Origin of the sequence: Streptomyces sp. NPDC016845 (assembly GCF_044332585.1) — a bacterium.
Taxonomy (GTDB): domain Bacteria; phylum Actinomycetota; class Actinomycetes; order Streptomycetales; family Streptomycetaceae; genus Streptomyces.
Map to the genome: position 1 here is coordinate 1 of NZ_JBIRPI010000033.1, position 25,161 is coordinate 25,161.

Annotated in this window: 28 protein-coding genes and 3 pseudogenes; 15 read left to right on the plus strand and 16 right to left on the minus strand. The window is 69.0% G+C overall.

What is annotated here, in order from left to right; all coding sequences use genetic code 11:
- From ACH4RC_RS38925 to ACH4RC_RS38940, 4 genes and pseudogenes are all read right to left on the minus strand, one after another.
- Positions 1-188, minus strand: a pseudogene (locus ACH4RC_RS38925) (transposase family protein); the annotation flags it as partial.
- Positions 110-1,066, minus strand: a complete 957-nt coding sequence (locus ACH4RC_RS38930) for an NUDIX domain-containing protein (RefSeq protein WP_398209269.1) — start codon at positions 1,064-1,066, stop codon at positions 110-112. The pseudogene ACH4RC_RS38925 and the gene ACH4RC_RS38930, both read right to left, overlap by 79 nt.
- 13 nt (positions 1,067-1,079) lie before the next feature.
- Positions 1,080-1,487: pseudogene (locus ACH4RC_RS38935) on the minus strand (SAM-dependent methyltransferase); the annotation flags it as partial.
- Positions 1,388-2,236, minus strand: a complete 849-nt coding sequence (locus tag ACH4RC_RS38940; RefSeq protein ID WP_398209270.1) for an NUDIX domain-containing protein — start codon at positions 2,234-2,236, stop codon at positions 1,388-1,390. The pseudogene ACH4RC_RS38935 and the gene ACH4RC_RS38940, both read right to left, overlap by 100 nt.
- Positions 2,237-2,450: 214 nt before the next feature.
- Between ACH4RC_RS38940 and ACH4RC_RS38945 the strand changes: the two genes are divergently transcribed.
- From ACH4RC_RS38945 to fxlM, 6 genes are all read left to right on the plus strand, one after another.
- Entirely contained in the window at positions 2,451-3,704 is a 1,254-nt protein-coding gene (locus ACH4RC_RS38945) for a helix-turn-helix domain-containing protein (protein ID WP_398209272.1), read from the plus strand.
- Positions 3,705-3,743: 39 nt separating this feature from the next.
- Positions 3,744-4,055, plus strand: coding sequence for a hypothetical protein (locus ACH4RC_RS38950; RefSeq protein WP_398209274.1), 312 nt, complete (start codon positions 3,744-3,746; stop codon positions 4,053-4,055).
- A gap of 464 nt (positions 4,056-4,519) precedes the next feature.
- Positions 4,520-4,678: an FxLD family lanthipeptide gene (fxlA, locus tag ACH4RC_RS38955; RefSeq protein WP_398209276.1), complete on the plus strand. Its 159-nt coding sequence runs from the start codon at positions 4,520-4,522 to the stop codon at positions 4,676-4,678.
- A gap of 97 nt (positions 4,679-4,775) precedes the next feature.
- On the plus strand, positions 4,776-7,841 hold the full coding sequence (locus tag ACH4RC_RS38960) for a lantibiotic dehydratase (protein ID WP_398209278.1): 3,066 nt from the start codon (positions 4,776-4,778) through the stop codon (positions 7,839-7,841).
- Positions 7,835-9,091, plus strand: a complete 1,257-nt coding sequence (locus ACH4RC_RS38965) for a lanthionine synthetase C family protein (protein WP_398209279.1) — start codon at positions 7,835-7,837, stop codon at positions 9,089-9,091. Before ACH4RC_RS38960 ends, ACH4RC_RS38965 begins: the two co-directional genes overlap by 7 nt.
- 26 nt (positions 9,092-9,117) lie before the next feature.
- Positions 9,118-11,190 (plus strand): methyltransferase, FxLD system, encoded by a 2,073-nt coding sequence (gene fxlM / locus ACH4RC_RS38970; protein ID WP_398209281.1) that lies wholly within the window; start codon positions 9,118-9,120, stop codon positions 11,188-11,190.
- Between the two features lie 191 nt (positions 11,191-11,381).
- Here the strand turns inward: fxlM and ACH4RC_RS38975 are convergent, their stop codons facing one another.
- On the minus strand, positions 11,382-11,597 hold the full coding sequence (locus ACH4RC_RS38975) for a DUF397 domain-containing protein (RefSeq protein ID WP_398209283.1): 216 nt from the start codon (positions 11,595-11,597) through the stop codon (positions 11,382-11,384).
- A gap of 3 nt (positions 11,598-11,600) precedes the next feature.
- The gene (locus ACH4RC_RS38980) at positions 11,601-12,419 is read right to left on the minus strand and encodes a helix-turn-helix domain-containing protein (RefSeq protein WP_398209285.1); all 819 of its coding nucleotides are present in this window, start codon (positions 12,417-12,419) and stop codon (positions 11,601-11,603) included.
- 247 nt (positions 12,420-12,666) lie between these two features.
- On the opposite strand from ACH4RC_RS38980, the gene ACH4RC_RS38985 reads away from it, so the two are divergent.
- The 3 genes from ACH4RC_RS38985 (at position 12,667) to ACH4RC_RS38995 (ending at position 16,813) form a co-directional block, all read left to right on the plus strand.
- Positions 12,667-13,116: an ATP-binding protein gene (locus ACH4RC_RS38985; protein ID WP_398209286.1), complete on the plus strand. Its 450-nt coding sequence runs from the start codon at positions 12,667-12,669 to the stop codon at positions 13,114-13,116.
- A gap of 558 nt (positions 13,117-13,674) precedes the next feature.
- Positions 13,675-14,745, plus strand: coding sequence for a hypothetical protein (locus tag ACH4RC_RS38990; RefSeq protein WP_398209288.1), 1,071 nt, complete (start codon positions 13,675-13,677; stop codon positions 14,743-14,745).
- Positions 14,746-15,673: 928 nt separating this feature from the next.
- On the plus strand, positions 15,674-16,813 hold the full coding sequence (locus ACH4RC_RS38995; protein ID WP_398209289.1) for a hypothetical protein: 1,140 nt from the start codon (positions 15,674-15,676) through the stop codon (positions 16,811-16,813).
- Positions 16,814-17,076: 263 nt separating this feature from the next.
- Here ACH4RC_RS38995 and ACH4RC_RS39000 read toward each other — a convergent pair whose 3' ends face one another.
- Both ACH4RC_RS39000 and ACH4RC_RS39005 read right to left on the minus strand, forming a co-directional pair.
- Entirely contained in the window at positions 17,077-17,676 is a 600-nt protein-coding gene (locus tag ACH4RC_RS39000; protein WP_398209291.1) for a hypothetical protein, read from the minus strand.
- A gap of 294 nt (positions 17,677-17,970) precedes the next feature.
- Positions 17,971-18,678 (minus strand): phage minor capsid protein, encoded by a 708-nt coding sequence (locus ACH4RC_RS39005; protein WP_398209292.1) that lies wholly within the window; start codon positions 18,676-18,678, stop codon positions 17,971-17,973.
- On the opposite strand from ACH4RC_RS39005, the gene ACH4RC_RS39010 reads away from it, so the two are divergent.
- Complete coding sequence (locus ACH4RC_RS39010; protein ID WP_398209293.1) at positions 18,621-18,959, plus strand: DUF6221 family protein; 339 nt, start codon at positions 18,621-18,623, stop codon at positions 18,957-18,959. The two genes, ACH4RC_RS39005 and ACH4RC_RS39010, sit on opposite strands and share 58 nt — an antisense overlap.
- Positions 18,960-19,015: 56 nt before the next feature.
- Here the strand turns inward: ACH4RC_RS39010 and ACH4RC_RS39015 are convergent, their stop codons facing one another.
- A complete protein-coding gene (locus tag ACH4RC_RS39015; RefSeq protein ID WP_398209294.1) occupies positions 19,016-19,354 on the minus strand; it encodes a hypothetical protein in 339 nt (112 codons plus the stop codon).
- Positions 19,355-19,415: 61 nt separating this feature from the next.
- Positions 19,416-19,667 carry a hypothetical protein gene (locus ACH4RC_RS39020; RefSeq protein ID WP_398209295.1) on the minus strand — a complete coding sequence of 84 codons (252 nt, stop codon included), beginning with the start codon at positions 19,665-19,667 and terminating at the stop codon, positions 19,416-19,418.
- A 137-nt stretch (positions 19,668-19,804) separates the two neighbouring features.
- On the opposite strand from ACH4RC_RS39020, the gene ACH4RC_RS39025 reads away from it, so the two are divergent.
- The 4 genes and pseudogenes from ACH4RC_RS39025 (at position 19,805) to ACH4RC_RS39040 (ending at position 21,625) form a co-directional block, all read left to right on the plus strand.
- Entirely contained in the window at positions 19,805-20,050 is a 246-nt protein-coding gene (locus ACH4RC_RS39025) for a DUF6233 domain-containing protein (protein ID WP_398209297.1), read from the plus strand.
- A gap of 290 nt (positions 20,051-20,340) precedes the next feature.
- Complete coding sequence (locus ACH4RC_RS39030; protein ID WP_398209298.1) at positions 20,341-21,027, plus strand: hypothetical protein; 687 nt, start codon at positions 20,341-20,343, stop codon at positions 21,025-21,027.
- Positions 21,028-21,095: 68 nt separating this feature from the next.
- Positions 21,096-21,307 (plus strand): annotated as a pseudogene (locus ACH4RC_RS39035) (hypothetical protein).
- Positions 21,308-21,340: 33 nt separating this feature from the next.
- Positions 21,341-21,625 carry a hypothetical protein gene (locus tag ACH4RC_RS39040; protein WP_398209299.1) on the plus strand — a complete coding sequence of 95 codons (285 nt, stop codon included), beginning with the start codon at positions 21,341-21,343 and terminating at the stop codon, positions 21,623-21,625.
- A gap of 307 nt (positions 21,626-21,932) precedes the next feature.
- Here the strand turns inward: ACH4RC_RS39040 and ACH4RC_RS39045 are convergent, their stop codons facing one another.
- From ACH4RC_RS39045 to ACH4RC_RS39055, 3 genes are all read right to left on the minus strand, one after another.
- Positions 21,933-22,370 carry a hypothetical protein gene (locus ACH4RC_RS39045; protein ID WP_398209300.1) on the minus strand — a complete coding sequence of 146 codons (438 nt, stop codon included), beginning with the start codon at positions 22,368-22,370 and terminating at the stop codon, positions 21,933-21,935.
- A 284-nt stretch (positions 22,371-22,654) separates the two neighbouring features.
- Positions 22,655-22,861 carry a hypothetical protein gene (locus tag ACH4RC_RS39050; protein ID WP_398209301.1) on the minus strand — a complete coding sequence of 69 codons (207 nt, stop codon included), beginning with the start codon at positions 22,859-22,861 and terminating at the stop codon, positions 22,655-22,657.
- 44 nt (positions 22,862-22,905) lie between these two features.
- Positions 22,906-23,448 carry a hypothetical protein gene (locus tag ACH4RC_RS39055; protein WP_398209303.1) on the minus strand — a complete coding sequence of 181 codons (543 nt, stop codon included), beginning with the start codon at positions 23,446-23,448 and terminating at the stop codon, positions 22,906-22,908.
- A 313-nt stretch (positions 23,449-23,761) separates the two neighbouring features.
- On the opposite strand from ACH4RC_RS39055, the gene ACH4RC_RS39060 reads away from it, so the two are divergent.
- Positions 23,762-24,133: a hypothetical protein gene (locus ACH4RC_RS39060; RefSeq protein ID WP_398209305.1), complete on the plus strand. Its 372-nt coding sequence runs from the start codon at positions 23,762-23,764 to the stop codon at positions 24,131-24,133.
- Between the two features lie 177 nt (positions 24,134-24,310).
- Here the strand turns inward: ACH4RC_RS39060 and ACH4RC_RS39065 are convergent, their stop codons facing one another.
- Genes ACH4RC_RS39065 through ACH4RC_RS39075 form a run of 3 tightly spaced genes read right to left on the minus strand, consistent with a single transcriptional unit; the run spans position 24,311 to position 25,115 of the window.
- Complete coding sequence (locus ACH4RC_RS39065; protein ID WP_398209307.1) at positions 24,311-24,646, minus strand: hypothetical protein; 336 nt, start codon at positions 24,644-24,646, stop codon at positions 24,311-24,313.
- Positions 24,643-24,942 carry a hypothetical protein gene (locus ACH4RC_RS39070; protein ID WP_398209308.1) on the minus strand — a complete coding sequence of 100 codons (300 nt, stop codon included), beginning with the start codon at positions 24,940-24,942 and terminating at the stop codon, positions 24,643-24,645. Before ACH4RC_RS39070 ends, ACH4RC_RS39065 begins: the two co-directional genes overlap by 4 nt.
- Entirely contained in the window at positions 24,939-25,115 is a 177-nt protein-coding gene (locus tag ACH4RC_RS39075) for a hypothetical protein (RefSeq protein ID WP_398209310.1), read from the minus strand. Before ACH4RC_RS39075 ends, ACH4RC_RS39070 begins: the two co-directional genes overlap by 4 nt.
- Positions 25,116-25,161 lie beyond the last annotated feature (46 nt).

The following is a 25,161-nucleotide window of genomic DNA, read 5'->3' on the forward strand; positions in this document are numbered from 1 at the left end:
GATGCGAGGGCGAGGTTGTGCATCTGGGCGACGGCTTGGACGGCGTGGTGGAGTCCGTCGCCGTGTTGCCGGCAGTCGCGGAGGATCTTGTAGTTCTTCATCCGTCCGATCACGTGCTCGACCCGGGCGCGGACCTTGCGGTGGGCGGCGTTGTCGTCCTCCTCGCCCGGCAACAGGGCCGATGTGGGGTTGGCGACGGGGTGGAGTGGGCGGGTGGGTGGTCGATGGGCAGGTCGGGGCGCCATGCGGTGAGGATCTGGGCGCTGCACAGGAACAGCGGGTCGGGGAGCTCATTGAGGGGATACCAGGCCCACTCGCCGACGGGTTCGTGCAGCTGGGTGGCGGGCTGGCCCCGCCATGTGTGGACGAGGGCGGCAATGGTGACGCGCAGGACGTCGTGGACATGGTCGATCAGCGTGCCCAGCACAGTGACGTCGGCGAGCCGGGCGCGCAGCCCGGTCTCCTCCTTCAGCTCGCGTACTACGGCGGCTTCAAAGGATTCGCCGGCCTCGACGGTGCCGCCGGGCAGCTCCAGGGTGCCGCGCCGGTGGCGGCCGAGCAGGAGCCCGTGATCGGACAGCAGGATGGCGCCGACTCCGACGGCGGCATGTGTGCGGGGTGCCTGGGTGCTGCGGAGGCGGCTTGAAACGCGTCGCGGCGCAGCGGGCAGGCGGCGGGCCTGGATGAGCTGCTGGACGACGCGGGCATGGCCCTCGGGGTGGGGCAGCAGGTCGATGGTGTCGACGCCGAAGCCGTACCGGGTGAGCAGGGCCTTCCACAGCTGCGGGGCCAGGACCCACATCTGCACGGGCAGCGGCGGGTGATCACCCTGGAGAATCTGCTGCTCGCGCGGAGCCAGGGTCGGGGAGGGGCCTCGACCGTGCAGGTCAGTGTGCAGCGCGGAGAAGACCAGCGGTGCGCCGGGGCGCAGTGCGCAATGGAGGGCGGGCAGGGCGCGGTGCGGGTCGATGAAGGCGAGACTGCCGATCGCGTACGCGGCATCGAACGGCTCCACCGCGGCCAGGTAGTCGGCGGCATCGGCCTGGACGAACTCGACGTTCGCCACGCCCGCGTGGGGTGCTGACGGCGCGCTGGTGCTGGGTGGGGGAGCGCTCGATCCCGGTGACGTGGGCGCCGTGAGCGCGGGCGAGGTGGACGGCGTGATGACCGGCCCCGCTGCCGATGTCCAGCACGCGCCGCCCGCACACATCGCCCAGCAGCTCCGCGCCCGGCCCGACGCCCTCCCAGGGCGTCCAGGACAGGGTGGTGGGGACCGGCGGGGTGTAGCCGCGGGCGAGTTGCCGCTCGCCGTAGACCTTCCACGCCTGTGTGTTGAGGTCCTCGACGTCCGCGGCGGACATACGGCCTCCCAGATAGGTGCGGCCTATTAAACGGGCGTGGTGAGGTAGGCCGGGCCCCGGCCGCGCCGGGCGCGCTCGACGGCCTCGAGCCGGGCGAATGAACGTTGGTCCATGAGCCGGCGCCATTGGGCGAGGTCGTGCACGGCCCATAGGTCGTGCTCCAACGGATCCAGTCGGATCCGCTTGAGCTGGTCGGCGGTCAACCGGCCGCCGTCGAAGACGAACTCCACCTTCTGCAGTGGCCTGCGTGGCCCGACATGCAGATAGTGCGCGAGCAGCAGTCGCGGCTGCTCCTGGGCGAGGCTGAGGCCCAGGCCGGTTTCTTCGAGGGTTTCGCGCCGGGCAGTGGCAAGCGGGTCCTCCCCGTCCGCGTCGAGGTTGCCGCCGGGGAACTGCCACGCCCGCCGGCCATAGACGGAGCGCAGCTGAATCAGCCGGTCCTGGGCGTCACGGACGTACAGGCAGGCGGAGACCGTGTGATGGGGAACGGTGTGCGCGTACTGCGCGGGCGTCAGCGGCATCACGTGGCCAGGGCGAGCAGGGCGGTGGTCGAACGCGAATGCCAGAACGCCGAGCGACTCCTTCGCCGGGGGATAGATGGCGCGCAAGGTCGTGAGGAGTTGCTCCACCGGGTTGTCAGGATCGATGCGGGCGGCATCTTCCGCTTGCAGCAGATCCTTGAACGTCGGGTAGAAGGTGCTCCGTTGGACAAGGACATCGAGCTCACGCTCGCTGTCCCGGTCGTGGAAGATGAGCGCGTCTCCGGCGTGGATGGCGGCCTTGGACGGGGTGGCGACGCGGACCTCAAGCGTCTTGCGCCCCGCCTCGATCTGCCGGTAGTAGCGGCCCAGAAGACGCAAGTGGTGCTCGCGCATGCCCGTAGCCTGCCCGCCCACCGTTGCCGAGCAACCTTTCGGCACGGCGCGGTCGGCACTACCGGTCTTGGAAAAGCCTGGACGGCCGACGCCGGGCCCGATTCAGTCAGGGGAGACGGCGGGGAGGGGACCGCGGCAGTCGCAGTCCGGGCTGGCCTTGTCCCGAGTACCGTGCTGTCCGTGCTGTGTTCTCTCATCGGAGTTGGAGTTGCGTGTGGCGCACGAGGTTGAGGAGCAGGAGGCGATTGGCCGCAGGATCCGGCGGCAGAGGCTTGGTCTGGGGATGCCGCAGGCTGATCTCGGGGCGGCGGTCGGCCGGACGCAGGGCTGGGTGTCCAAGGTTGAGGCGGGCCGTATCGAGCTGGACCGTGCAGGGCTGATCAACCAGCTCGCTGCCGCCCTCCACTGCCACCCGAATGTTCTGCTGGAGCGGCCCTACGGCGGGGCCGCTGGGGAGAATCACTGGCAGGCCGCTGCTGCATCCATCGTGCGGGAGCTGCGCCGCTACGACCTCACGCCGGTCTTCGACGGCTCTCCGCGTCCGTCGACCGGGCTGTGGCAGGACATGAAGCGCCTGCACCGGTTGCGGGACGCGGCCGCGAACATCGCCGTCTTGAAGACTCTGCCCGATCTGTTTCGCGAGTCACGTGCGCTGGCCGAGGCGTCGATGGGGCGCGAACGGGAGGAAGCGTTCGCCATCTACACGGTGTGCTGCAAGTTCGCCCACACCGCGGCCCACTCCTTGGGGCATCCGGAACTCATCGCCATAGCGGGAGAGCGCGCAGCCTGGTCCGCGCGTCTGTCCGGGGATCCGCTGATGCCCGCCGTGGCCGACTGGATGCGGGTGTGGGACATGTGGGCCACCGCTGACTGGGACGACTGCGTGGCCTTGTCGGACAAGGCTATGCACAGTGTGCAGGATGCGTACGACCGGGGCGATCCGTTGGCGCTGCGCGTGTGGGGCACCCTGCAGCTGCGTGCGGCGGTGTCGTGCGCACGTGGGGGCAATGCCGATGAGGCCGAGAGCCGGCTCGGGTATGCCAAGGCGGCGAGCGAGCGGATGGACGCGTTGTCCGGGCCGCCCGTCTATGACCGCCACTCGCTGACATTTTCCAGCGGCAACGTGCACATTCACCGCATCAGCATTGCGCTGGAAGTGGGCGACCAGAGCAGGGCACTGGAACTCGATCGCCGCTCCGACCCCGGTCACCTGCGCGTGCTGCCCAAGTCCCGCCGAGGCCACCACCATATGGACTTGGCACGGGCCTGGCTGTGGGACGGCAACCGAGACCGAGCGCTCACCGAGCTGGAGGAGGCCGAACGCCTTGCCCCTCAGCTCGTGCGGAACCACCCCATAGCCCGCGCCACCCTCCGCAAGATCGTTTACGCGGAACGGGTGGCGACGCGTGAGAGGTTGCGCGGTATGTCCAACCGTTTTCACCTCGACGACCAGGCCGTATTCCGCTGATTCATATTGAGCGGTTCTCGCGCTCCTACCGTCGGATACATGACGGGACAGCGCACTGAGGAGCAGCCGGCCTTCGGGCCGGCATTGGCGAGCGGAAGCCCGGTATGGGCGCCGCGGCGGGGTGAGCTGGTCGAGGATGCGGTGGCCGGGCGCAGGGGCGTCGTGGTGGCCGTACCGGAGGACACCGGGACACAGGTCTACCATCTGTGCCCGGCGGACGGCGGGGATGAGTGGCCCGCCCTGCGCATCCGCCTTAACCCCTGCGCGGTAGAGGCGCCCGCCGACATGAGCCGGGGCGAAGCGGCCCTGCCGCAGGACGGGCGTGGTGCACGCCAGGGCGATGTTCCGTGACCGCATGCCGCCCCGGCGCGGGCTGTGGAGGTGCATGCGACGCGGTGGCGGATGTCCGGTCGAGGTCGCCTCCTGCTCGAGCCGGCACAGAGCACACGGTGTCCCATCGGGCAACGAGCGATGGCCACCGCTGTGCGCCGACACCACCATCCAGTCCGCGGCGGGACCGTTTGCCCCTTGTCGCAGGGTCGGACGCCCGGGCAAGAACGAGTGCAGCGGTGTGCCGCACCGTGCCCTGGCGCTGCGGTCGGTGAAGCCGACGCAACAGATGGCCACCGTTCCCGTAGGCCGCGGCCCAGCCGGTACGGCCCTGGACTTGGTACACCGTGCCGCTTGCGGTGTCCGGTGCGTGAGGTCGCGCGCCGGATGGATTCAAGCCGCAGGAGCGATGCCTGGGCGGCCGACAGCCATCAGCACCCCCGACTCGACCACCACCACCCTCTCCAACAGCAGAAGGACTTGCCATGAACAACCAGAGCGCGGGCACCACGGCGGACGTCGCAGTCACTGACGTGGTGGACCTCGACCTGAACGTCAAGATCGTTACCTTCGGTCCCGTTGCGGCGGCGCTGTTGAGCAGCACCGACGACGGTTGCGACACCCAGAAGAACGGCGACTGCTGAGCCGAACAGAGCCGGGGCGCCTGCGGCCGCATGCCTGTCGCAGGCGCCCCGCCAGAGCGGTGACGCACGCCGAAAGGGCGGAACTCGAAGATCGAGGGTGAAGGTGGAGACACAGATTCCGTACTACCGGCCGACCGGAGCGGGCATGCTGCGCGCCAGTGTGCAAGCGGCCGGTGCGGCATCGCCGCCCTGGCCTGGCATCGAGGCCGAGCGGTGGTGTGAGTGGCTCGCCGCCATCTGGGCCAACCGCTCCACGGCCGAGGCCGTTTGGATGGCAAGTCCTGCGCTTGCCGAGAGTGTCGGCGCCGTCCTGGCCGGGCGAGCAGTGAGTGCCGTACGCATGCGCCGGATGACAGTGGCACTGGCCCGTTATCTGGTGCGCATGGAAGGCCGCGCCACCCCCTTCGGAACGTTCGCCGGTGTGACCGCGCTGCAGTTCGGTGCGCGCGCCCAGGCGGAATGGACGGATGGCCATCGGGTGCGTGTCCGGCCGGACGCTCTCTGGCTGGCCGACGTGATCGCCCAGCTTGAGAGCTGTTCCGCACTGCGGGCGCGGCTGCCGGTCACCACGAATGATGCGACCACGGTCCGGGGCGGGCGCCTTGTCGTGTCGGTCCCTCCCCACGCCAGTGCCGACCGGCCGGAGGGCGAGGTGTCGATCCTGCTCGTTCCCGTCGTACGCACCATCATGTCGACGGCTCGGTCGCCCGTCCGCGCGGGGGATGTGGTGGACAAGGTGGCAGCGCAGTACCCGGGCGCACCGGCGGCGGCTGTCACAGCATTGGTCGGAGAGCTGATGACGCACGGCGTTCTGATCAGCAGCCTGCGTCCGCCCTCGACCACCGTCGATACACTCGGTCACCTCGTCGACCGGCTTGCTGAGGTGGACGCCACTGCCGTACCGGAGGTGGCCTCGCTAGCACGTGAACTGTGTTTGCTGCGCGCTCAGTTGAACGGAGTCGACGGCAGCGACCTCGGTGCGCAGGCGGCAAGCCGACGTGGCATAGCGACCCGGATGCGTGCCCTGGCCGGGACCGTGAGGCAGCCCTTCACCGTTGATCTGCGTCTGGGCGCCACCATGGTGTTGCCGCAGGAGGTGGCTGGCGAAGCCGCCGCTGCGGCCGAAGCGCTCGTCAAGCTGAGCCCGGCACCCGCGGGTTCTGCCGCGTGGCGGGAGTACCACGGACGATTCCTTGACCGGTACGGGCCGGGCACGCCGGTCCCGGTCGATCAGCTCGTGGATGGCACCGTCGGACTGGGCTTTCCGCGTCACTTCAGCGAAGGCCAAGACGAGGTGCGCGAGTTCTCGCCCCGTGATCAGGCTCTGCTCGCCCTGGCCCAGCGGGCTGCGCTGGACGGGGAGATGGAGGTCGCGCTGGATGACGAGCGCCTAGACACGCTGAGCGTGCCAGGTGAGCGGCGGCCGGTGGCTCCGGCGGACCTGTGGGCCGATGTCCGTGCCAGTACAGTGGCCGCGCTTGATGCGGGTGACTTCACCTTGGGCGTGTGCGGGTTCGGCCGCTTCGCGGCCGGCACCGGCCGGTTCCTTGATCTGCTGGATGCCCCCGACCGGCGGCGCGTGCATGCTGCGTACGCGACCTCGTCGACCGGCGTGGACGGAGCTCTCGCCGCCCAGCTGTCGTTCCCGCCCCGGCACGTGGGCCAGGAGAGCGTCCAGCGGGTCGAGCCCGTGCTGCCGCAGGTGATCCGGCTGGCCGAACACGGCGGGTCGGCTGACGGCCGCATTGCACTGCAGGATCTCGCGGTCACCGCCGACCAGAAGCGTCTGTATGTGGTCTCGTTGTCGCGCGGGCGGGTGGTGGTGCCGGTGCTGGCCCACGCTGGCGCCCGGCACACGATGCCCCCTGTGGCGCGGTTGCTCTTGGAGATCCCTCGGGCGGATCAGCCGCAGCTCACGTCCTTTGACTGGGGTGCCGCCGCGTGCCTGCCCTTCCTGCCTCGCCTGCGCCGCGGTCGTAGCATCCTGGCACCCGCTCGATGGCGCCTGACCCCGGCCGACTTGCCCCGATCGTCGGCCGCCGGTGACTGGACTGCTGCATGGGAGGCCATCCGCGAGCGACGGCGTCTGCCCATGAGCATCGCGGTGGGCTCCGGCGACCAGCAGCTGCGGCTGGATCTGCACAACGTCATGCACCGGGACCTGCTGCGCACGTACCTGCAGAGTTCTGGGCCGACCGTCGTCACCGAGGCACCGACCGGCGCCGACCACGCATGGTGCGGCGGTAGGGCCCACGAGATCGTTGTCTCGCTCGCCGCGAATGCGCCGCCTGCTGCGGCGCCCGCGTTCCTAGCCGGCGCGGGACTGCCGCCGCCCGTGCCGCCATCGCCTCGCGGGGGAGTGGCGTACGCCAAGTTGTACGGGCCCTCGGACGTCTTCGACATGCTTCTGACCGAGCACGTACCGGCTCTGCTGTCCCGGTGGGTCATGCCGCCGCAGTGGTGGTTCATCCGCTATCGAAGCCCCCGGCCGCATCTGCGCATCCGAGTACACGATCCCGATGCTGCATGCGCCGCCGGCCGGGTGGCGGCCTGGGCAGACGGCCTGCGTCAACGCGGACTCATCAGCGAGTTCACCTTCGACACCTACCACCCGGAGACCGGGCGGTACGGCAGCGCCACCGCCCTGACGGCGGCCGAAGCCCTGTTCGCTGCGGACACGGCCGCCGTCACAGCCCAGCTCGGCGCCTTGGCCGCCACGGATCTGCACCCGCAGGCCCTGACCGCCGCCAGCCTCGTCAACTTGTCCGCGGCGATGACCGGCAGCCACAGCGCAGCGATGCGCTGGCTCATGAACCACCCGCAACTGGCCGCCGACCTCCCGCTGCGGGACCGCGGGCTGCGCCGGCAGACCCTGCGCCTCGCGGATGATCCGAGCCTGCACCGCACCCCGGGCGCCGACGCTGTCGCTGCCGCCTGGGCAACCCGCACCGCGGCAGCCCACCGGTACACCGCACGCCTCACCGCGGAGACCAGCCGCCTCACGCCGGACACCGTCCTCACCTCCCTGCTGCACATGCACCACAACCGGGCACTCGGCTGCGATCCCGCAAGCGAAGCCACAACGCACAAACTCGCCCGCTGCGTCGCCCTGACGCACGCCGCGCGCCATCGCACCGACCAGGAAGACGGACCCGCATGCTGAACACCGAACAGCGGGCCGCCGCCGCGGCCATGGCCGACCGGCTCGCCGCGGCGCTGTCCGTACCCCCGCCCCCGCACGGCACTCACGACGACAGCCCGGGCAGCCCCCGCTGGCGCGAGCAGTCACTGTCCAAGGGCGCTGCAGGCATCGCGATCCTCCACGGGCAACGCGTCCGGGACGGTCTCGCCGCACCGGAGACCGTGCACGCGTGGCTCACCCGCGCCACCCGCGAAAACCTCACCGCCGCAGCCGGCGCCGGACTGTGGCTCGGCGCCCCCGCCATCGCCTTCGCCCTGCACAGCGCCACACCCCGCTCGTACCCACAGGCAAGAACCCGCCTGGATACCGGCGTCACCCGGCTCGTGGAAACCCGCCTGCAGGCCGCTCACACGCGCATCGACGCCCGGCAACGGCCCTCACAGCACGAGTTCGACCTCACGCGCGGCCTCACCGGACTTGGCGCCCACCTTCTGCACAACGGCCCCGACGGTGACCTCCTCCGCGGGATCCTGGCCTACCTGGTGCGGCTCACTGAACCGGTGGACACCCACGACGAGGCCGGAGCGAGCGCACCCGGCTGGTGGACCCGCGACAGTTCCGCCTACACCCGTCATCCGGCCTTCGCCGCCGGAGAAGCCAACTTCGGCATGGCGCACGGCTGCGCGGGCCCGCTTGCCCTCCTGGCCCTGGCGATGCGTCGGGGCGTGGTCGTCGACGGACAGGCCGCGGCCATCGAACGCCTCTGCCATTGGCTGGAACAGTGGCGGCAGCACGGCACGGCAGGACCCTGGTGGCCCGAGCGGATCACCGCCGAGGAACTGCACACCGGCCGACCCCACCAGGACGGGCCCCTGCGGCCGTCCTGGTGCTATGGCACTCCCGGGCTGGCCCGTGCCCAGCAACTGGCCGCCCTCGCCCTCGGCGACAAGGCGCGGCAGCATGCAGCCGAAGACGCCCTGGCGCAGTGCCTGGCCGACCGCGCCCAACTTGCGCACGTCACCGACCCGGCCCTGTGTCACGGATGGGCCGGATTGCTGGCAACCGCCTGGTACGCCGCCGGTGATGCAGGCACCCCCCGGATCGCTGATCACCTGCCGCACCTCCTGGAGGCGCTGCTCACGCACGCCCGCAGCAGCGTCCCCGGGGACCGGCCCGGCCTGATCGAGGGGAGTGCTGGCGTCGCCATGATCCTGACCACTCTCGCGACCGGCACCAGCGGTAACTGGCCCGCCATCCTGCTGCTCAACTAACACCCCCCAGCGATCGGACGTCCGAGATGAGCGAGACGAACACCCCCTGGCGGCAGGTCGATCTCTGGTGCGACAGCTGGCAGACCGCCGAGGAGATGGCCGTCCGCCACGCGGGCCCCCTGCTGGCCCACGCTGTGGCGGCCGGGGACATCGCCGCCTGGTGGTTCATCCGCAAACGCCAGTCATGGCGGCTGCGCGTCCTTCCCACCGACAGCCGGGCCACCGTGGCCTTTCTGACACAGATGACCCAGACGCTCACCGACCGCGCCGTGATCAACCGCGCCGACCGCGTCCTCTACGAGCCCGAGATCCGCCGGTTCGGCGGAGCAGCAGCGATGCGTGTCGCCCATGATCTTTTCTGCCACGACAGCCACCACATCCTCAACCACCTCGCCCGCACCCGGGACAGCGGCGACCACCGCCGTGAGCTCGCCGTACGGCTGGCGACCCGCATGATGACCGCCGCCGACCAGGACTTCTACGAACAAGGCGACATCTGGGCGCAGATTGCCGAACACCGCAACAACGGCAGCCAGACCGAGCCCTCGACCGGAACACTCGCCGCGGTACAGCTGCTGATCACCGCCGACAGCGACCACCGGGACAGCCCGCTCACTCGAACACCGCAGTGGCCGGCCGCCTTCGAAGACACCGGACGCACCCTCGCCGCCCTGGCCCGCCACGGATGCCTCACCCGCGGACTGCGCGCGGTCCTCACCGACCACCTGCTCTTCGCCTTCAACCGGCTCGGCATCTCCGCCCAGCACCAGAACATCCTCGCGAGTGCCGCCAGCCGTGTCGTCTTCCACCGCGAACCGACCACCGGCCACACCGCGCGAACTATCCGAACCACCCCCCTCTACTCCACTACAGTCAGGCCAGTGACGATGCACCCCACCGACACCTCGCCTCCCGACGTGCACGAGCTCCGCGAAGCCCTCATCGACAAGATCGACAACCGCGGCATTTTCCGCACCCCCCAGGTCAAGGCCGCATTCCGGGCCGTTCGCCGGCACCTCTTCCTGCCCGGCGTGGACCTCGCAACCGCCTACGCCCCCAAACCGGTGGTGACCAAACGAGCGAAGGACGACACCGCCACCTCCTCGGCCTCCAGCCCCAGCCTCGTAGCCACCATGCTCGAGCAGCTCGACGTCCGCCCTGGCCACCGGGTCCTGGAAATCGGCGCGGCCACCGGCATTAACGCCGCCCTGCTGAGCGAACTGGTCGGCCCCACCGGCTCGGTCGTCACCATCGAACTTGATGAGGACCTCGCCGACGGCGCCCGCCGCAGCCTGACCGCCGCGGGCTACGACCGCGTGCACGTCATCTGCGGCGACGGCGCACTCGGCGACCCCAGCGGCCCACCGTTCGACAGGATCATCGTCACCGCGGGCGCCTGGGACATCCCCGCCGCCTGGTGGGCCCAACTCGCCCTCGGCGGACGCCTCCTCGTCCCCCTCCGCCTGCACGGCAGCGGCCTGACCCGCTCCCTCGCCTTCGACCGGATCGACGAGCAACGCATGGTCAGCACCCATGCCGAGGTCTGCGGCTTCGTCCCCCTGCGCGGCGTAGCCGAGATGGGCGAACGCCACGTCCGTCTCGCAGACGAAGTCATCCTGAAGGTCGACGCAGATGACCTGCCCGACGAACCCGCCCTCGCCCACGCACTCGACCACCCCGCCCACGCGGTGTGGACCGGAATCGAAGTACGCCACGACGAGCCCGCAGCCCACCTCGACCTCTGGCTCGCCATGCACAACAGCGGCCTGCACCTCGCACGGCTCTCCGTCACCGCCTCCGCCCGCGCCCTCGCCGATCCCGCCCTGCGCTGGGCCGGAGCAAGCCTGTACAACGGCGGCACCCTCGCCTATCTGACAGCCCGCCCGGCCCACGATGACGCCGACGAGATCGGACTCATCGCCCACGGCCCGGACAGCAACGAACTCACCAGCCAGACCACCGCAGCACTGCGCGCCTGGAGCGAGACAAGGCCCGCGCAGCCGACGGTCACCGCTTACCCCGCCACCACGTCCAGCGATCACATGACCACGGGCTACCACGTGACCCGGCCGGAGACCCACCTACAGATCGACTGGTGATCGACCCTCCGCTGCGTGTCGGGATCTCCTGAGTACGGTGTTTCTACCGCGAGGCTGCCGGTGTCTTGAAAGCCCGCCGTTACGGGGGCAAGGGGGCAAGCCCCCATGCATCAGGCGCCTCCTTGAGCCGGTAGGGGACGAGCAGCACCTCTTACGAGCGTTGATCGGGGCAACAATCTGTTAAGAAGGGCTCAAGAGACGGCGCGGTGGCTCGCAAGTTCGACCACGAACTTGGCCCAACTGCTCGGCTGGAACAGAAGCACAGGGCCCTCGGGGCGCTTGCTGTCCCGGACGGGGACAACATGCAAGTTCCGAGCTGTCTCCAGACAGTTTTGATCACCGCTGGAGTATGAGGCTTTGAACCAGACGGCGGTGGTGGGATCGAAGTGCGAGGGGTGCGCGATCACTTGCTAGTCCTTCTTCTGTATTGCGGCACGGATGCGCGCCATGGACTCCTCAACAGGGAGAGCTTCCGAGTTGAGGCGGCGGAACAGGGTGGTGAAGAACTCCACCTGGTCTGGGTGTTCGTAGTAGACGGTGCTCATAAGGCTGTCGGCGTAGACGACGTCGGTTTCAGCTGGCTCAGGGAAGGCGAGGATGCCGAACGGGCCGTACAGAGCAGCATTGATAGGTGCGTTCGTGGGAAGCACCTGAATCTGAATGTTGGTTTCCTGAGCCGCGGAAAGCAGGTGCCTCAGTTGCTCCTGCATGACGTCCAACCCGCCGACCCGGTGGTGCAGTGTGGACTCGGCGATGATGGCCCACAGACGCAGAGGCGCACTGCGGGCAAAGACTTGCCGGCGCTGGCCGCGCACCTTGATCTGTTCTTGCACGTACTCGACATCTTCGGCCCTCTGAGGGTTGTGCAGGCGGATGACAGCTTCGGTGTAGTCAGGAGTCTGCAGCAGCCCGGGCACGAGGGAAGTTTCGACGACGTACAGGTCGGCGGCGTCCCATTCAAGGGCGATGTAGTCCGCGTACAGAGGTGTGAGGGTGTCCTCGTGCTGTGACCACCACCCGCGTTCACGACCGTACCGGGCCAACTCCTGCAGCCGTGCGCGCAGCGCTTCGTCGTTGACACCATAGAAGTCGAGGAGTACCCGCAGGTCGAGAGGGCGGACTCCGGATTGCGCCGCTTCAACGCGACTCATTTTCGACTCCGCGCACTGCAGTTCGTTAGCTGCCTGCGCCAGCGTCTTACCCGCCTTGGTGCGCAGGTCTTTGAGCATGCGTCCAAGACGGCGCTGGCGAACAGTCGGGTTCCGATTCACTGGCATGTCGTGTGTGCGCCCCCTTCGGCTGCTCACAGTTTGCCGCTCTTGACTGTCCGCGACAAGCAAAGTGCCTTCAGGGAAAAGTAGGGACTTGCACAGTGGGGTGAGAGGGCGGGATAGTGGGGTCGTCCGCGACTCTGCGTAAGGAGTCGATCACTCACGGCTGCGTGCACGGCGGCGCGGCCACTCTCAAGGACGCAACATGGCCGAACCTCGGACGGACTGCTCCCGCTACCCCTCACATCCCGCTCAGGTCCGCAATGCCCGACATCATGTCGAACGTGTATTGCACTTGTGGGGAGTCGACTCCGCCCTCACAGAAAATGCCGTGCTGATTGCGAGTGAACTGGTCTCGAACGCGGTACGCCATGCCGAAGCCCCGCAGGCACGCGAGTTCGGGATGACCCTGCGTCTGCTGCAGAGCATCATCCGCATTGAAGTGCGAGACGCTGACGAGCAGCGGCCTGTCGTGTCTTCGCCGCGCGGCGACCAAGAGGCGGTCTGCGGCCGTGGCCTGCAGATCGTCGAACATTTGGCGTCTAACTGGGGCACTGCCACTGAGGTGCTAGGCAAGACAGTTTGGGCGGAGATCCCTCTGTGGCTCGGGAACTGCCCGGAGCGGACCGCGCTCTATGCCGCCGACACGTCTTGAACTCGATGTTCAGAAGCGTCTGCACTGCTGCCGCGCCACGAGCCCACTCGCTGAATTCGTATGCGTACTCACGGCAGAACGGCCTGGATACCGGATGACCAAGCAGTGTCCGGCGGGCACAGAAGCCCTCGGCTGAGTGCTCGTTGGGATTCGTCTCGCCGTCATGTTATTCGGCACGAAGCCAGGCTGTTCTGCTGAGTCCGCACGCATTCGATTCCGCACTGCGACACGAGTTCGAGCCGGTACCTCGCTCTCGAAGTGTGGGTCACGGCCGGCCCCGTGTGACCTGCCGGGCTCGTCTTTGTGCAGCCCGCAATGGGCAGTTTCCGTCACTGCGGTCCACGCCCTCAGCGCTTGCCGTCCGGCGGTTGATCAGCATTATTTCTTCGCCCTCGCAAGGAGTCGCCAGTGAGCGCCCTCACCCACAGCATGTTGGAACCACCCGGTCCCGTCCCTCGAGTTGCGGATGTTTTCGCGTTCGCACGCACGCAGATAAGGCAGGCCGCCACCGTGCTGTGGCCGCAGGCAGAGATCCAGGTTGGTGCGCACGTGCCGAGCATGACCAAGTACGTCGCGCACGTGCGTGTCGATGGCCAGCCCCTGTACGCGACGTACTCCTTCCTCGGGATGTCGCTCACCTCGCTGCTGAGTGGAGCGGGTGGTTCCTGGCCGCAGGTGCAGGGGGCGCAGGCGGAGTACGTACGGCGCCCGGGCACGCTCGCAACACGGCAGGAGTCGCAACTCCGCTTTCTGCAGCGGGTGGGCGGACTTTCCGTGTGCAGGCCGGCCGGCCAGGCGCTCGGGGTGCTGTTCACGGAGCCGGTGCCGGGGGAGGCCCTGGGCGACCTGCTGTGGCGTGCCCCGGCCCGGAGCGGGTGGCTGCTGCAGCACACGGTGGCCGCGCTTGGCCCGCTGCACCGTCCGCGCCTGGCTGAACAACCGGATGCTGCCGGGGTGGTGGGGGAGCGGGGGATCGCCACCGACTTCGAGCATACCTTCCATGGCGCCGCTGACGCGCTGCGCCTGGACCGCCTCGTGGCCGCTCACCACCCCCAGCCGGTGCGGTTGGAAGCAGCAGCCGGGCTCCGGGTGGCGGTGGGCCGACTGCGGCAGGCCCGCCTGGCCACGCTGCAGTCGGCCCACGAGGTCCTGCTGTACGGGGCGCTCGCCCCCGGGCACATCCTCTTCCCCGATAGCGACCGCGGACGGCCGGTGCTCCTCGCTCCCGCACTCTGTCGAGGGCGTGCCAGCGGCGACGCCGCGCAACTGATCAGCCGGATCGTGCTGCGCCTGATCGCCACCCGCCCCACGGCCCTGGACGCTACCCGGATCCTGGACGGGATCGAGGCGTTCGCCGAGCAGCAGCTCGCTCAGAGGTCGGCGAAGGCGGCCCGCTCCTGGCAGTGCGAGGTTCTCAGCTGCTGGCTGATGGACACCGCCCTCGTGCTGCGCCGGGTGTTGCTGGCACCGTCCGGGCTGCCGCTGCCCGAGCCCGCCCAGGCCCTGGCCGGGCAGCCGCTGGCCGCCTGCCGCCTGCTGGAGTGGGCGAGCGCGGTCCTCCTCCACCAGGCCGACATCCCGGTGGCCTGGCACGGGGTGCTGACCGCGGTCCGGGAGGCCGTGACATGACCACCACCCGATTTGAAAGCGCCCGGCCCTGGCGGACACCGGCGAGGGGAGACGTCCGTTCGCCCCCGTCTGGTGCACTGCAGGACCGATCGGACGGCTGTGGCCTACTTGCCGCACCGGGCAGGGCACGAGCACCGTCGAGGCAGACCTCGACGGCCTGGGCGCAACAGCGGGCACCACACCCCGCCGGCAAGCCGTCTGTCCGGCCGCGACACAGGCCGGCCGAGCGATCACCACCGCCATCCCCGGCCTGGAGCCGCCTTCATTCGCCCCGGCCCCCACCCGGTCGCCGCAGCCGCGACCGCTTCGGCCGCTCTCCACCTCGCCCCCCAACGCAGCTGCGGAGACACCGCCTTGACGGTGACAGCCCCGTTGGCCTGCTGGCCCGGGCATCGACGTTCACCTACTGGCGCGCCCCGGATGCTGGGGCCGGCTCCTACCGGGACCGCGCTCGCTACCGCCATGTGCTGGCCGTCCTGCGCGGCTGTCTTAACGGTGATCCGCGGGCCGTGTGCGCGTCGAGGACGGCGACGGAGCCGCCATCTGTGCCCACGTCGACCCGGTCCATCGAGCCGCGGGCGCCGCAGTCGTGAGCGGAAGCCCGCAAGGAGCTGCGCGCACATAAGGCCGAGTTGCTACCCGGGTCGAGCGGTCCGCGTTTCACCCCGACCGGCAGGGTGCTCCCAGCTCTGCGCACAGACCCTTCCTCGACAACGGCCTACAAAACCTTGCACCCCACACGGCAGCGGCCTGAGCTCGCCGCCGCGCCGTCCCCGCGGCCCCCACCCCGTGATGACCGGTCACCGAACAGCAGCGAGCAACACCAGGTCACTTCCGTGCCCCGCACACCGCGGGCCGCCCACGACGCCTTCGGCCGCCATCCCAGCCGACCCTCGCCCCAAGACTTTCACCCGGAAAGACACCCCCCATGACTACGAACCCTCAGGCCACCACGGCGATCCGGCTGCACGCCGGCGGCCACCACCTCACCCTCATCTCCACCAGCGACACCGTCACCGACTACACCCGCCGCTCCTTCAACCCCTGGTGGAAAGCGTTCGAGGTACCGGCCGCCACCGCCTGGACCGGCCCACTCATCTCCGCCGACATCGACGCCAGCACCTACACCGACCTGCGCACCCTCGTCGAGTCCTGTCCGCACCAGCACACCACCTACGCCGACGCCAAAACCCTCGTCGCCCACGACAGCACCGGCACCATCACCGCCGTCAGCCCTGAACCTCAACTCGCCTACCAGCACTACAAGCGCAGCAACTACCTCATCCTGTACGGCACCCGCGACGACCAAGTCGCCCTCGCCGCCGCCCGCATCGCCCGCGACGCCCTATCCGGCACGCTCGCGGCCGACGGCTGGACCCAGCTCCGCGCCTCCGCCGCCGTCCGCGACGGCCAATGCGTCCTTACCCTCAGCCCCCAAGCCGCGGGCAGGACCACCACCGCGCTCGCGCTCGCCACCCGCGGCTGGCAGCTGCTCGCCACCGACCGCGTCCTTGTCCGACCCGCTCCGCGCGGCACCCTCGACGTGCTGCCCTGGCCCTCGCCCGCCGCGATCGGCCTGGACGTCCTGGATGCACTGGGCTGGTCCGACGTCATCCGCATGCACCTCCAAGAGCGCGACCGGCCGCACCCCGCGCAGCACCCCGACGTCGCCCAGGCGCTCCGCCCGTACGGTCGAGGCACCTTCCAGGGGGACGACGACGGACACAGTGGGCAGAAGGCGCAAGTCCTCCCTGAACAGTTCCGTTCCCGGTTCGGCCTTGACCTGGCCACCGCAGGCCGGGCCTCCACGCTCCTCTTCCCCTACGTCGACCCCGCTGCCCAGCCAGCTGCCCTTGACCGGCACTGTGTCGTGGTTATCGACGACTTCCTGCCCGGCGCCACTGAGCACCGCGATCCCGACCTCCTCGGTCTCGCCCCCACCGACACTGTCAGCGACCACACCCGCCAGGCAGTCACCACGTGCCTTGCTCGTCTTCCCCACCACAGCATCCGCCTCGGGCGCGACCTGACAGCCACGGCCGACTTCCTTGCCAGCTACCTCATCTGACGGGGGAGCGCTTCTCGGCTCGCCAGACTGAGGACTGCCCTCCCGCTGGGGGACAGCCAGCATCTGTAGCAGAAGCCCGGCGGCCTCGGCGGCGGAATGCCTCCGCGTCGGTGGCTGGGACGGCACCGGAGAAGAGGACCCGTACCGGGTGGACGGAGCACCCCCGCGTCGCGGAGAGGACTCGCCCCACTTGTCCACGTAAAACGCAAGCGCCGGAACACCCCCCGTGTCCGCGGGGGTGTTTTGCCCTCATTCAAGACCTGCTACCTCATCGACGCGTGCTCCCCGCCGACGCTGGGGTGTTCCGACGGCGACGTCGAACTGCACGGTGACGACAGCGTGCTCCCCGCCGACGCGGGGGTGTTCCGTTCCGTCGCGGCTTCCTCGGTCGCGGCCGTGCGGCCCCGTGCCTCGGCTTCCTCGACCGCCTTCTCCTGATCGGAGAGCTTGGCCTTGCGGAGCTTCTCCAGCTCCGCGAGCGCGGTCTCGCCCTTCTCGGCCGCGGCCTTGTTCTCCTTGGCGCGCTTCTCCCACTCGCGGGCGTGGGCCTTCCAGTCCTTGTCTCCGGACTGCGATCCGGACTCGCCGGATTCCTGCCCGGACGACTGTTCGCCCTGACCGGAGCCCTGGCCGGTGCCGTTCTCCGCGCTCTGCCCGGATTCTCCGGACTCACCGGATCCGGACTCACCGGATCCGGACTCACCGGATCCGGACTCGCCGGACTCGGATCCGCCTTCGCCCTCGCCGTTGCCACCCGCGATGGCGTAGATCGGCGAGCCGTTGCGGCGGTAGCCGAGCACATCCAGAGCGGAGTGCAATGCCAGCGGATGCTTGAAACCCCGCCATGTGAAAGGGACCTGCATGTGATCGTCTCCCGTTTCGGGTTGCCCGGACGCCGTGCGGCGGCCGGAAGTCTCGGGGCGTCCGCTGTCACTCCATGCCGGTCGGGCGTAACGTGGCCTTATGGACGCTTTTGATGACCGAAGCGGACAAAGGCCAGATCTGCCGTGTCCGTCGTGCGGTGAGCCCGTCTGGTATAGCGGAGACGTGAACGTGACCGCGCTGGGCGACGAGAATTACGCCCGCGTGCGCGGCATGTACGTCTGCAAGAACCGCGGTTGCGGCAAGTACGAGCAGCAGGTGAACCCGCATCAGCGTTAGCGGCTGGACCTAATCTGCTCGCGGTGGGACTTACGCGGCAGGTCGGTCTCCGCGACCAGCTCACGGATCCGCCCCTGATACGCTCGAACCTTCGCGTTCGCGGCCTTGCGCTCCACGTCATCCACCGCAGCAGCGGGCCGCCGCTTCCACGTGCGGACCTGCCGCTCCAAGTACCGTTGCCGCTGCGACTGCTCGTACGTCGCACGACTGCGGGCCTTCTTCGGCCCGGCCGGACGGGTGAGACCAGGCAGGTAGATCGACACGTTGTGTCGGCAATTCGGATGCATCAGCCCCGCCGCCCGCGCCTCCGGCAGCGATCCGGCAACGCGCACCGACACCATGCGGTCGTCCTCGGTGGCGTGCTCGACCTCGACCGTGCCCGCGCCGACCGCGCCGTCGCGGCGCAGCACCTTGCCCTCCCGCGGCTTGCAGCGCGGGCACTCCTCCGGAGCGTCGGACACGATGACCAGCTCGACCCCGGCTGCGCCGAGCCGATCCGTGTGGGCCTGCACTGCGGCGCGGCCGAGCGCCGAGCGGGACGCCATCTCGACGTACGAGGTGAGGTTCCACGCGCGGCCGCGCGTGTCGACAAAGCCCGTGATGCCGCGGTCCGCGAACTTGGCCAGTGCCGAGGGGGAGGCGCAGGGTGGATGATCTCGTGCGGTGGCTCGGCGAGCAGCTCGACGAGGACACCCGCGCGGCAAGCAGCGTGCACACCCTCGACTGCGACATCCACGCCCACCTCGAAGGCGACGCCGAGTCCGTGCGGGCGACGATGGCGATGTTCCATCAGGCACCCGGCCTCGTCTGCGACTGCGGAGTTCCAGCCCGGATGCTGCGCGAAATCGACGGCAAGCGAAGGATCGTGGATCGGTACGCGTGGCTGCGTGAGCACGGCGACACTGGCGGCACCGCGTGGGTGCTTCCACTCCTCGCTCTGTCGTACGCGGGCCGGCCTGGGTACCGCGAGGAGTGGCGGCCGTAGCCTGCTCTGCTCAACGCCCCCGCCTCATTGGTCGAGGCGAGGGTGAGTTCTGCTCGTCAGCTAGACATGTGGAGCCGTGGGTGTTCGCCGGCCACTCCTTGGCTGACCGTCTCGATCAGTACGGCGTCGGCCGGTGCCCTGTGCCACGCCTTCGCGCTCTGCGCTTCTTCGGCCTCGTCGCCCCTCAGCAGGTAGAAGACTCGGGGGACAAAGTCAACCTCGGGGTTGTCGGTGGGCACCAAAGTCCAGCCCACGATGTCCTCGTCGGTGAGGTCTACGCTGAATCCGAAGTCGCCGCTGATAGTCTGGCCGTACCTCCGCTGTCTGACCCACCTGAGCCCAAATTCGTCCTTCTTCGGCTGCCAGTGCACTTCGGCTTCGTTCTGTATGTCCATCGCTCTCACCTCACGCTTCCAGAGTGCGCCCTACGCTGGCGGCGCGCAGTGAATGAATGGGTCACATCAGACCGTTAGGCCACTCCCGCAGCGGCCATTCCTGCCCGCCGTGCCACTCGGTGAGGGTGACGCGGGCACCGGCGTTGTCCTCGTGCTCGGGGGCGAACCCGGACGCCTTGCGCTCGGCGGTGTCCGGGTCGTTCCACCAGCCGTCGAGGATGTGCTCGCCGTCGATGATGAGGGTGACGTGGTAGCGGCCGGGCGGGTTCACCTCGTCATGATCGGCCCCGGTGGGGGTGTCGAGCGGTGCCACGCCACCGCTATAGACTCGAACGTGTGAACGACCCCACTCCGGTGACCCGCCTCGACCTGCTGCGATTCCTGCGCCGAGTGCAGGAGTAGGAGCTGGCGCGCACCAACCGGTGGATCGCGGACGAGGAGCGACGCGAGGTGGAGCGGGCCCGCGGCGCAGCGGCCCGGCCGTCTGTACCCGAGTGGCTCATCGAGCGCGGACTTCAGAATCGCCATAGCGCGGAGCGGGATGAGGCGCGGCGCGCCCTCGTGGACGGTACGGACGCGTGCCCGCACTGCCGACCGGACACCGCGCTCGGCGCTGAAGGCCGCCTCGTAACGAACCCAGTTGAACAGGCCACTTGGCGCGCCTGGCATCGATATCCTGCGTCTCCGCTGGCGTGATTGATACTCCGCGCTGAGCCATTCGTTGAGGGGGAGTCATGTCTGCTGAGCCGACGCTGCATCCGGAAGCGTCTCCCGACTCGTCGACGTCCCCTGCGTCTAGGGTAGACCGAATACTTAACTGGACAGGGTCCGCCGCAGTTGGCGGGCTGGCGTATTGGTTGCTCGACGGAAAAGCACCCGACTCTACTTTGCGAATCCTTGCAGCAATCTCAGTTGCGGTTATAGCGCTCATTCTGTTCACGCTCTTTGATCGATGGTTATACAGATCGGCCAACCCGTCCCGTGACGTGGAGAAGGCGGAAGAGCAGCTTGAGGCGGCTATCGCCGCTCCGATTTCCGTGCGGTTTGCGAGCGAAGAGGCGCGTAAAGCGTTTGAGGAAATCGTGCGCGCGGGGCGGGATGATCCCGAGAAGGCGCACGACGAGGGCACCTCGACGCGGGCACGCGAGGCTCAGCGGAGGCTTCTCAGAGAGGAGGCGGCGGAAAGGGCTCAGCTGGCACTAGCGAAGCTCTGGGGGGTCACGCATGCCCGTCTGCGGGACTATCACGGAATCGCCCTGGGGCAGGCTAAGCGATCCTTTTGGACCGCCCAGGGCGCGATGATTACCGGATTCCTGTTTCTGGTCGGTTTTGCCATTGTTGCACTGAAGGCCGACAACACCGCGGCGAGCGCGGCCGCCGCAGTCCTTGGTACCGTCGCGGCCGCACTCGCAGGCTTCGTATCCCGTACATTCATCCGCTCCCAAGAAGCCGCGGCCGCCCACCTGCAACGCTACTTCGACCAGCCCTTGGAGTTCTCCCGCTACCTCGCCGCTGAGCGTCTAATCAACGATGCCGATCTGACGCGTGAGGAACGGGCGGCGGCGGTCGCCAAGTTGGTGGACGCAATGATTTCCGGGCCGTTCTCAGAAGCTCCTGCGGCGGTTGAGGGCAAGTCCGCCACTCAGGCGGATTCGGAAGCGCCAGCGACGTAGGGCCTTAGATGGCTAGCATTTAAGGGTGTTCGACATGCCGATGGGGGGGCGCGACGCACTCTGGATGTATGGCGAACGGTCCGATAGTCGTGCACTCGCCGTCCCGTCGGGCGGCCGGCGTGTCACCGCGCGAGACCAGATTTTCGGACTCGCGCATTCCGGCCGTGACGTCATCGAGTTCCTCCGCCGGGCCGGGCTCTCGGACGCAGAGCAGCTCCTCGACGACCCGTCCTGGGTGACGTGGCGCGGCGGACGAGCACACCATTACGAGGCAGCGTGAGACGCATGATCGATAGTGAGCAGGTGAAGTGCCATGAGCGATGAGATTCGCACGTGGATCAGGGTGGAAGCACGTAACGATCAGTTGGATGACGCCCGCGGGCTGTTCCGGGCTCTGAACGCAAAGTTCGGTTCGGACTCGCCAGCGGTGGGCCCTATGGAGGTGAATCGGCCGGAGGCTGGCTCGACGTATTTCTCCCAGAGTTTGACGGGTGATGTCGGCGCTGCCGTCCGCGAACACCTCGATGAGCAAGGTAATCCGCTCGGCGCCACGGTCGAAGTGTGGATCAACGACGAGCCTGTGGATGATCGGGGTTGATCCACGTACCTGCGCGCTACTTGGGATCTTCGACCGCGCGCACGTACGGTGCGGTGCATCACAGTGCTGCTCTCGCACCGCGTTGGCCGAGATCCATACCCTGACTGCACCGGCCTCGGTCCAGTTCCCCCCACCCTCCGCAGCGTGCGACCGGCGGTCGCCCTTCACCGCCGTGCATCTTGATCTCCTCACCGCACTCCGCGCACGGGCGCGCCGGCGTCCGTTGTTGTGCGGCGATGGCGAGGCCCGCTTCATTCCGTCGCGCAGGGGTCCGCCGGACGCCCGGCGGACCCCTCGCGTGCGCCGGTCAGGTTGTACTCGCTTCCTCCTTCATGGCGAAGGCCATCACCTTTACGCTCGCCACGAGCAGAGCGAGCATTACCGCCGCACCTATTGCGCCCGATGACCAGAGCCGGAGGTCGCCGACGGTGCGAGCGAAGATTCCGGCGACGAAGCCGGCCGCGACGCAGGCGAGGAACGAGATGGTGACCAGGGTCGCCCTCGACGCCGGTACGGTCGGCCCCTGCGGCTTCACGGCGAAGGTCAGGATCACGAGACTTGCAAGCAGTAGAGCGAGGGCGGCCGATGCACCGGTTGCAGTGGAGTTGTAGGGAGTCAGATGCCCGCCTGCGCGGGCAACGGCGCCGACACCGAGGCCAACGTCAACGCACGCGAGCGCGGTGAACGTGACGAGGATCGCCCTCGAAGGGCCGGGTCGGGCGGCGGCGGGGTGTGTAGTGTCCAAGGTGCGGCTCCTACTCATACTCCGAAAAGGGTGTGTAGTCCGCATAAGGGCCCGTCGTCCCAGCCTCCACAGTTGAGTGCGGCGGGCCCTTCGCGTTGGGTGAATCTTGCGGGTAGCTCGCACCCGAACACAAAGAGGATCAGGGGGTTTGGGACTCATGTCACACCAGTGCGCAAGTGGTCATAACAGACGTATGGGCACTGTTTCTTGACGGAACGTCACCTCCGGTCGCGGCGGCAGTGGAGTATCCGCATGTCAACGATTTACCGGCTGGTAATTACCAGTCAGTAGGCACCCGTGCGCTGCCAGGTCAGGCATTTTTTGTTGCCGACGCCATCGATCCTTGAGACCCGTCCCACATCGCTTCGTCCACGCCCATGCCGTGGTGCCCCTCGCCCGTGCAGTACGGCGTCGCGTTCGGTCTCAGCCCGGCGGTACAGGGCGTCGAGGTCGCTGCTGAGCGAGTCGTCGATCTTGATCCGGTCAGTCATGAGGCGCGACTCCTCCCCTATGCAGCAATCATCCTGCTTTCGGCTCAAATGTGCCCACACCCCGTGCAGCGTGCGACCGGTGGGCGTCCCTCGCCGCCGTGCATCTCGATCTCCCCACCACCCCCCGAGCACGGGCGCGCCAACGTGCGGGACTGCACGGCGATATCGAGGGCCCGCTCCACCCGCTCGGCAGCACCGGCCGCGAACTCGACGCGGGCCAGAAGCCAGAGCGCGGCGCGGACGGCGTCGCGGTGGCCGGTGTGCCGCCACCGCCAGGGGGCGGCGAGGTCGGCGCGGGCCAGGACTGCGAGGCGCTGCCGGTCCTCGTAGGCGAGGCGGGCCTCCCGGTCGCTCGCGTAGGTGGCGCGGCGGGCGCTGGGCATGGCCACCGGGGCGCGCTGGAACTGGTGGGCGATGTCGTCCGTGCAGGCGGTGAGTGCGGCCTCGACGGCGCGCATGGTGTCGAGGATGTGGAGGCGAACAGGGACGGGCCGCTCGCCGAGGGCTTCGGGGGTTGGAGCCGGGGCGTTCGTCGAGGCGGGCGAGGGTGGCTTCCATGAGGGCGCGATCGTGGTCGGCGTCGTCAAGGGCGGCGAGGTAGCCCTTGAGGCCGAGCCCAAACGCGCCGACGAGCGTGGGGGCGCCGGCGGCTTCGCGGAGGTCTGCCCAGTGGAGGGCGACGGTGCGGAGGTGCTGTGCGGTGGTGCTGGTGGCGGTGGTGTTCATCGTGCGCTCCTGGTGCTGGCGGGGCGATACGCTTGATCCACCGGTTGGGGCGTGCCTGGTCTGGGGAGATCGTGGGCGCGCCCCTTCGTCATGCTCGTGACGTCGCGCTCACTGAAGAGGGCGAACAGCGGGCGGCGAAGGTTGCTCCTGGTGGTGGGGGTCGTTGGGGCAGGCATGACCAACCAAGCAAGCGAGACCATGACCACAGCTCAAGCGGCGAAGCTGCTCGGCGTGCGCACGGACACGGTGCACGCGATGAAGGCGGAGGGGCAGTTGACCGTTGTGGGCAAGGGGCGCAACGGTACGAACCTCTTCGCGGTGAAAGACGTTGAGCGCCAGAAGTTGCGACGCCTCAAGGCGCGCAAGGCGATCCCTGCCCAGGCCGAACTGCCGAGCGTGGAGGAACTCGCCTGCGAGGGCTGCCGATCGCTGCGTGCGAGCGCCGTTGCCGCGGAGGAGCGGGCGGTGGCGGCAGAGGCTCGTGCCGAGGCCGCTGAGGGGCGGGCGGAGAGGGCTCTGGCGGCAGTGCAGGCGGCTGTTGGGTAGTCCGCGTCTCACATCTTCCTCCGTGCTGCGCGCTGCATGGCGCGTCTCGTGGCCCTGTTGGGTGGGGTCGGGTCGGGGTGTCGTCGGCGACGTGCTGCTCGGTGCGGACGATGCGGTGTTCCCACGTGGCCCCGGGGCGGGGCGTGTGCTCGCCCCGGGGTGTGCTGCTCGGGCCGGTCATGAGGCGCGGCTCCTCGTGCGGGTTGGGCAGGTGGTGTCGTGGGCGCGGCCGCGGGAGACGAACCCGGCGGAGCAGCATGCGGTGTACAGGTCGGCGAGCGGGCCGGTCCGGGCGATGGCGTCGGCGGCTGCGCGGCGGACGGCCGCGTGCTCGGCGAGGAGCGCCCGGTGTCGGGTCCATTCGCAGGCCGCGCAGTGGGCGAGGGCGACGGCGAAGGGGGCGACCAGGGCGGCCCACAGCGGGGTGTTGGTGGTCGGGAGGTAGGCCGCGGCGGCGCTGGTGAGGGCGGCGGCCGCGGTGAGGAGGAGGTCGGGGCGGAGGTGCGGTGTCATCTGGGCTCCGTTCGCGGGTAGTTGGGCGGCATGACCTGGTTGAAGCTGGTTGCTGTCTGGCTGGTCGCGGGGCTGGTGTGGGGTGCGCTGATGCGTGTCGCGGTGGGTTGGTCGTGGCCGGTCGGGCTGTTGTCGGGACTTGGGTGGGGGTTGGTGTGCGGGGTGGGGTTCGGGGCGTGGGCGCGGAAGCGAGCCAGGGTCCGGCGGTAGGGGCCGCGCCCTGCCCACCGGATGGCGAGCAGGAGCGCGGAAACGAACGGGCCGAGGACGACGCCGAGCGCGAGGCCGGTGATCACGGCGCCGGGTCCGGGTCGAACCGGCGACGGAGCCGCCACTGGTGGCCGCAGGTGGGGTTGACGCAGCAGGCGCGAGGACGGCCGACCTGCCGAGCGTTGTCGGCCATGAGGACGCGGGGCTCGTACTCCGGCTCCTCCCTGCGGACCACGCCGTCGTCGCCGAGGACGGCCATGCCCCAGTCCAGGTAGCTGGCGATGTCCTCGGTGATGGCGACGTGA

Coding starts and splice junctions, on each gene's coding strand:
- ACH4RC_RS38940 (WP_398209270.1), bottom strand. CDS start 2,236: ATGCGCGAGCACCACTTGCGTCTTCTGGGCCGCTACTACCGGCAGATC.
- ACH4RC_RS38950 (WP_398209274.1), top strand. CDS start 3,744: ATGACGGGACAGCGCACTGAGGAGCAGCCGGCCTTCGGGCCGGCATTG.
- fxlA (WP_398209276.1), top strand. CDS start 4,520: ATGAACAACCAGAGCGCGGGCACCACGGCGGACGTCGCAGTCACTGAC.
- ACH4RC_RS38965 (WP_398209279.1), top strand. CDS start 7,835: ATGCTGAACACCGAACAGCGGGCCGCCGCCGCGGCCATGGCCGACCGG.
- fxlM (WP_398209281.1), top strand. CDS start 9,118: ATGAGCGAGACGAACACCCCCTGGCGGCAGGTCGATCTCTGGTGCGAC.
- ACH4RC_RS38980 (WP_398209285.1), bottom strand. CDS start 12,419: ATGCTCAAAGACCTGCGCACCAAGGCGGGTAAGACGCTGGCGCAGGCA.
- ACH4RC_RS38985 (WP_398209286.1), top strand. CDS start 12,667: ATGGCCGAACCTCGGACGGACTGCTCCCGCTACCCCTCACATCCCGCT.
- ACH4RC_RS38990 (WP_398209288.1), top strand. CDS start 13,675: ATGACCAAGTACGTCGCGCACGTGCGTGTCGATGGCCAGCCCCTGTAC.
- ACH4RC_RS38995 (WP_398209289.1), top strand. CDS start 15,674: ATGACTACGAACCCTCAGGCCACCACGGCGATCCGGCTGCACGCCGGC.
- ACH4RC_RS39000 (WP_398209291.1), bottom strand. CDS start 17,676: ATGCAGGTCCCTTTCACATGGCGGGGTTTCAAGCATCCGCTGGCATTG.
- ACH4RC_RS39015 (WP_398209294.1), bottom strand. CDS start 19,354: ATGGACATACAGAACGAAGCCGAAGTGCACTGGCAGCCGAAGAAGGAC.
- ACH4RC_RS39040 (WP_398209299.1), top strand. CDS start 21,341: ATGAGCGATGAGATTCGCACGTGGATCAGGGTGGAAGCACGTAACGAT.
- ACH4RC_RS39050 (WP_398209301.1), bottom strand. CDS start 22,861: ATGACTGACCGGATCAAGATCGACGACTCGCTCAGCAGCGACCTCGAC.
- ACH4RC_RS39060 (WP_398209305.1), top strand. CDS start 23,762: ATGACCAACCAAGCAAGCGAGACCATGACCACAGCTCAAGCGGCGAAG.
- ACH4RC_RS39065 (WP_398209307.1), bottom strand. CDS start 24,646: ATGACACCGCACCTCCGCCCCGACCTCCTCCTCACCGCGGCCGCCGCC.
- ACH4RC_RS39075 (WP_398209310.1), bottom strand. CDS start 25,115: ATGGCCGTCCTCGGCGACGACGGCGTGGTCCGCAGGGAGGAGCCGGAG.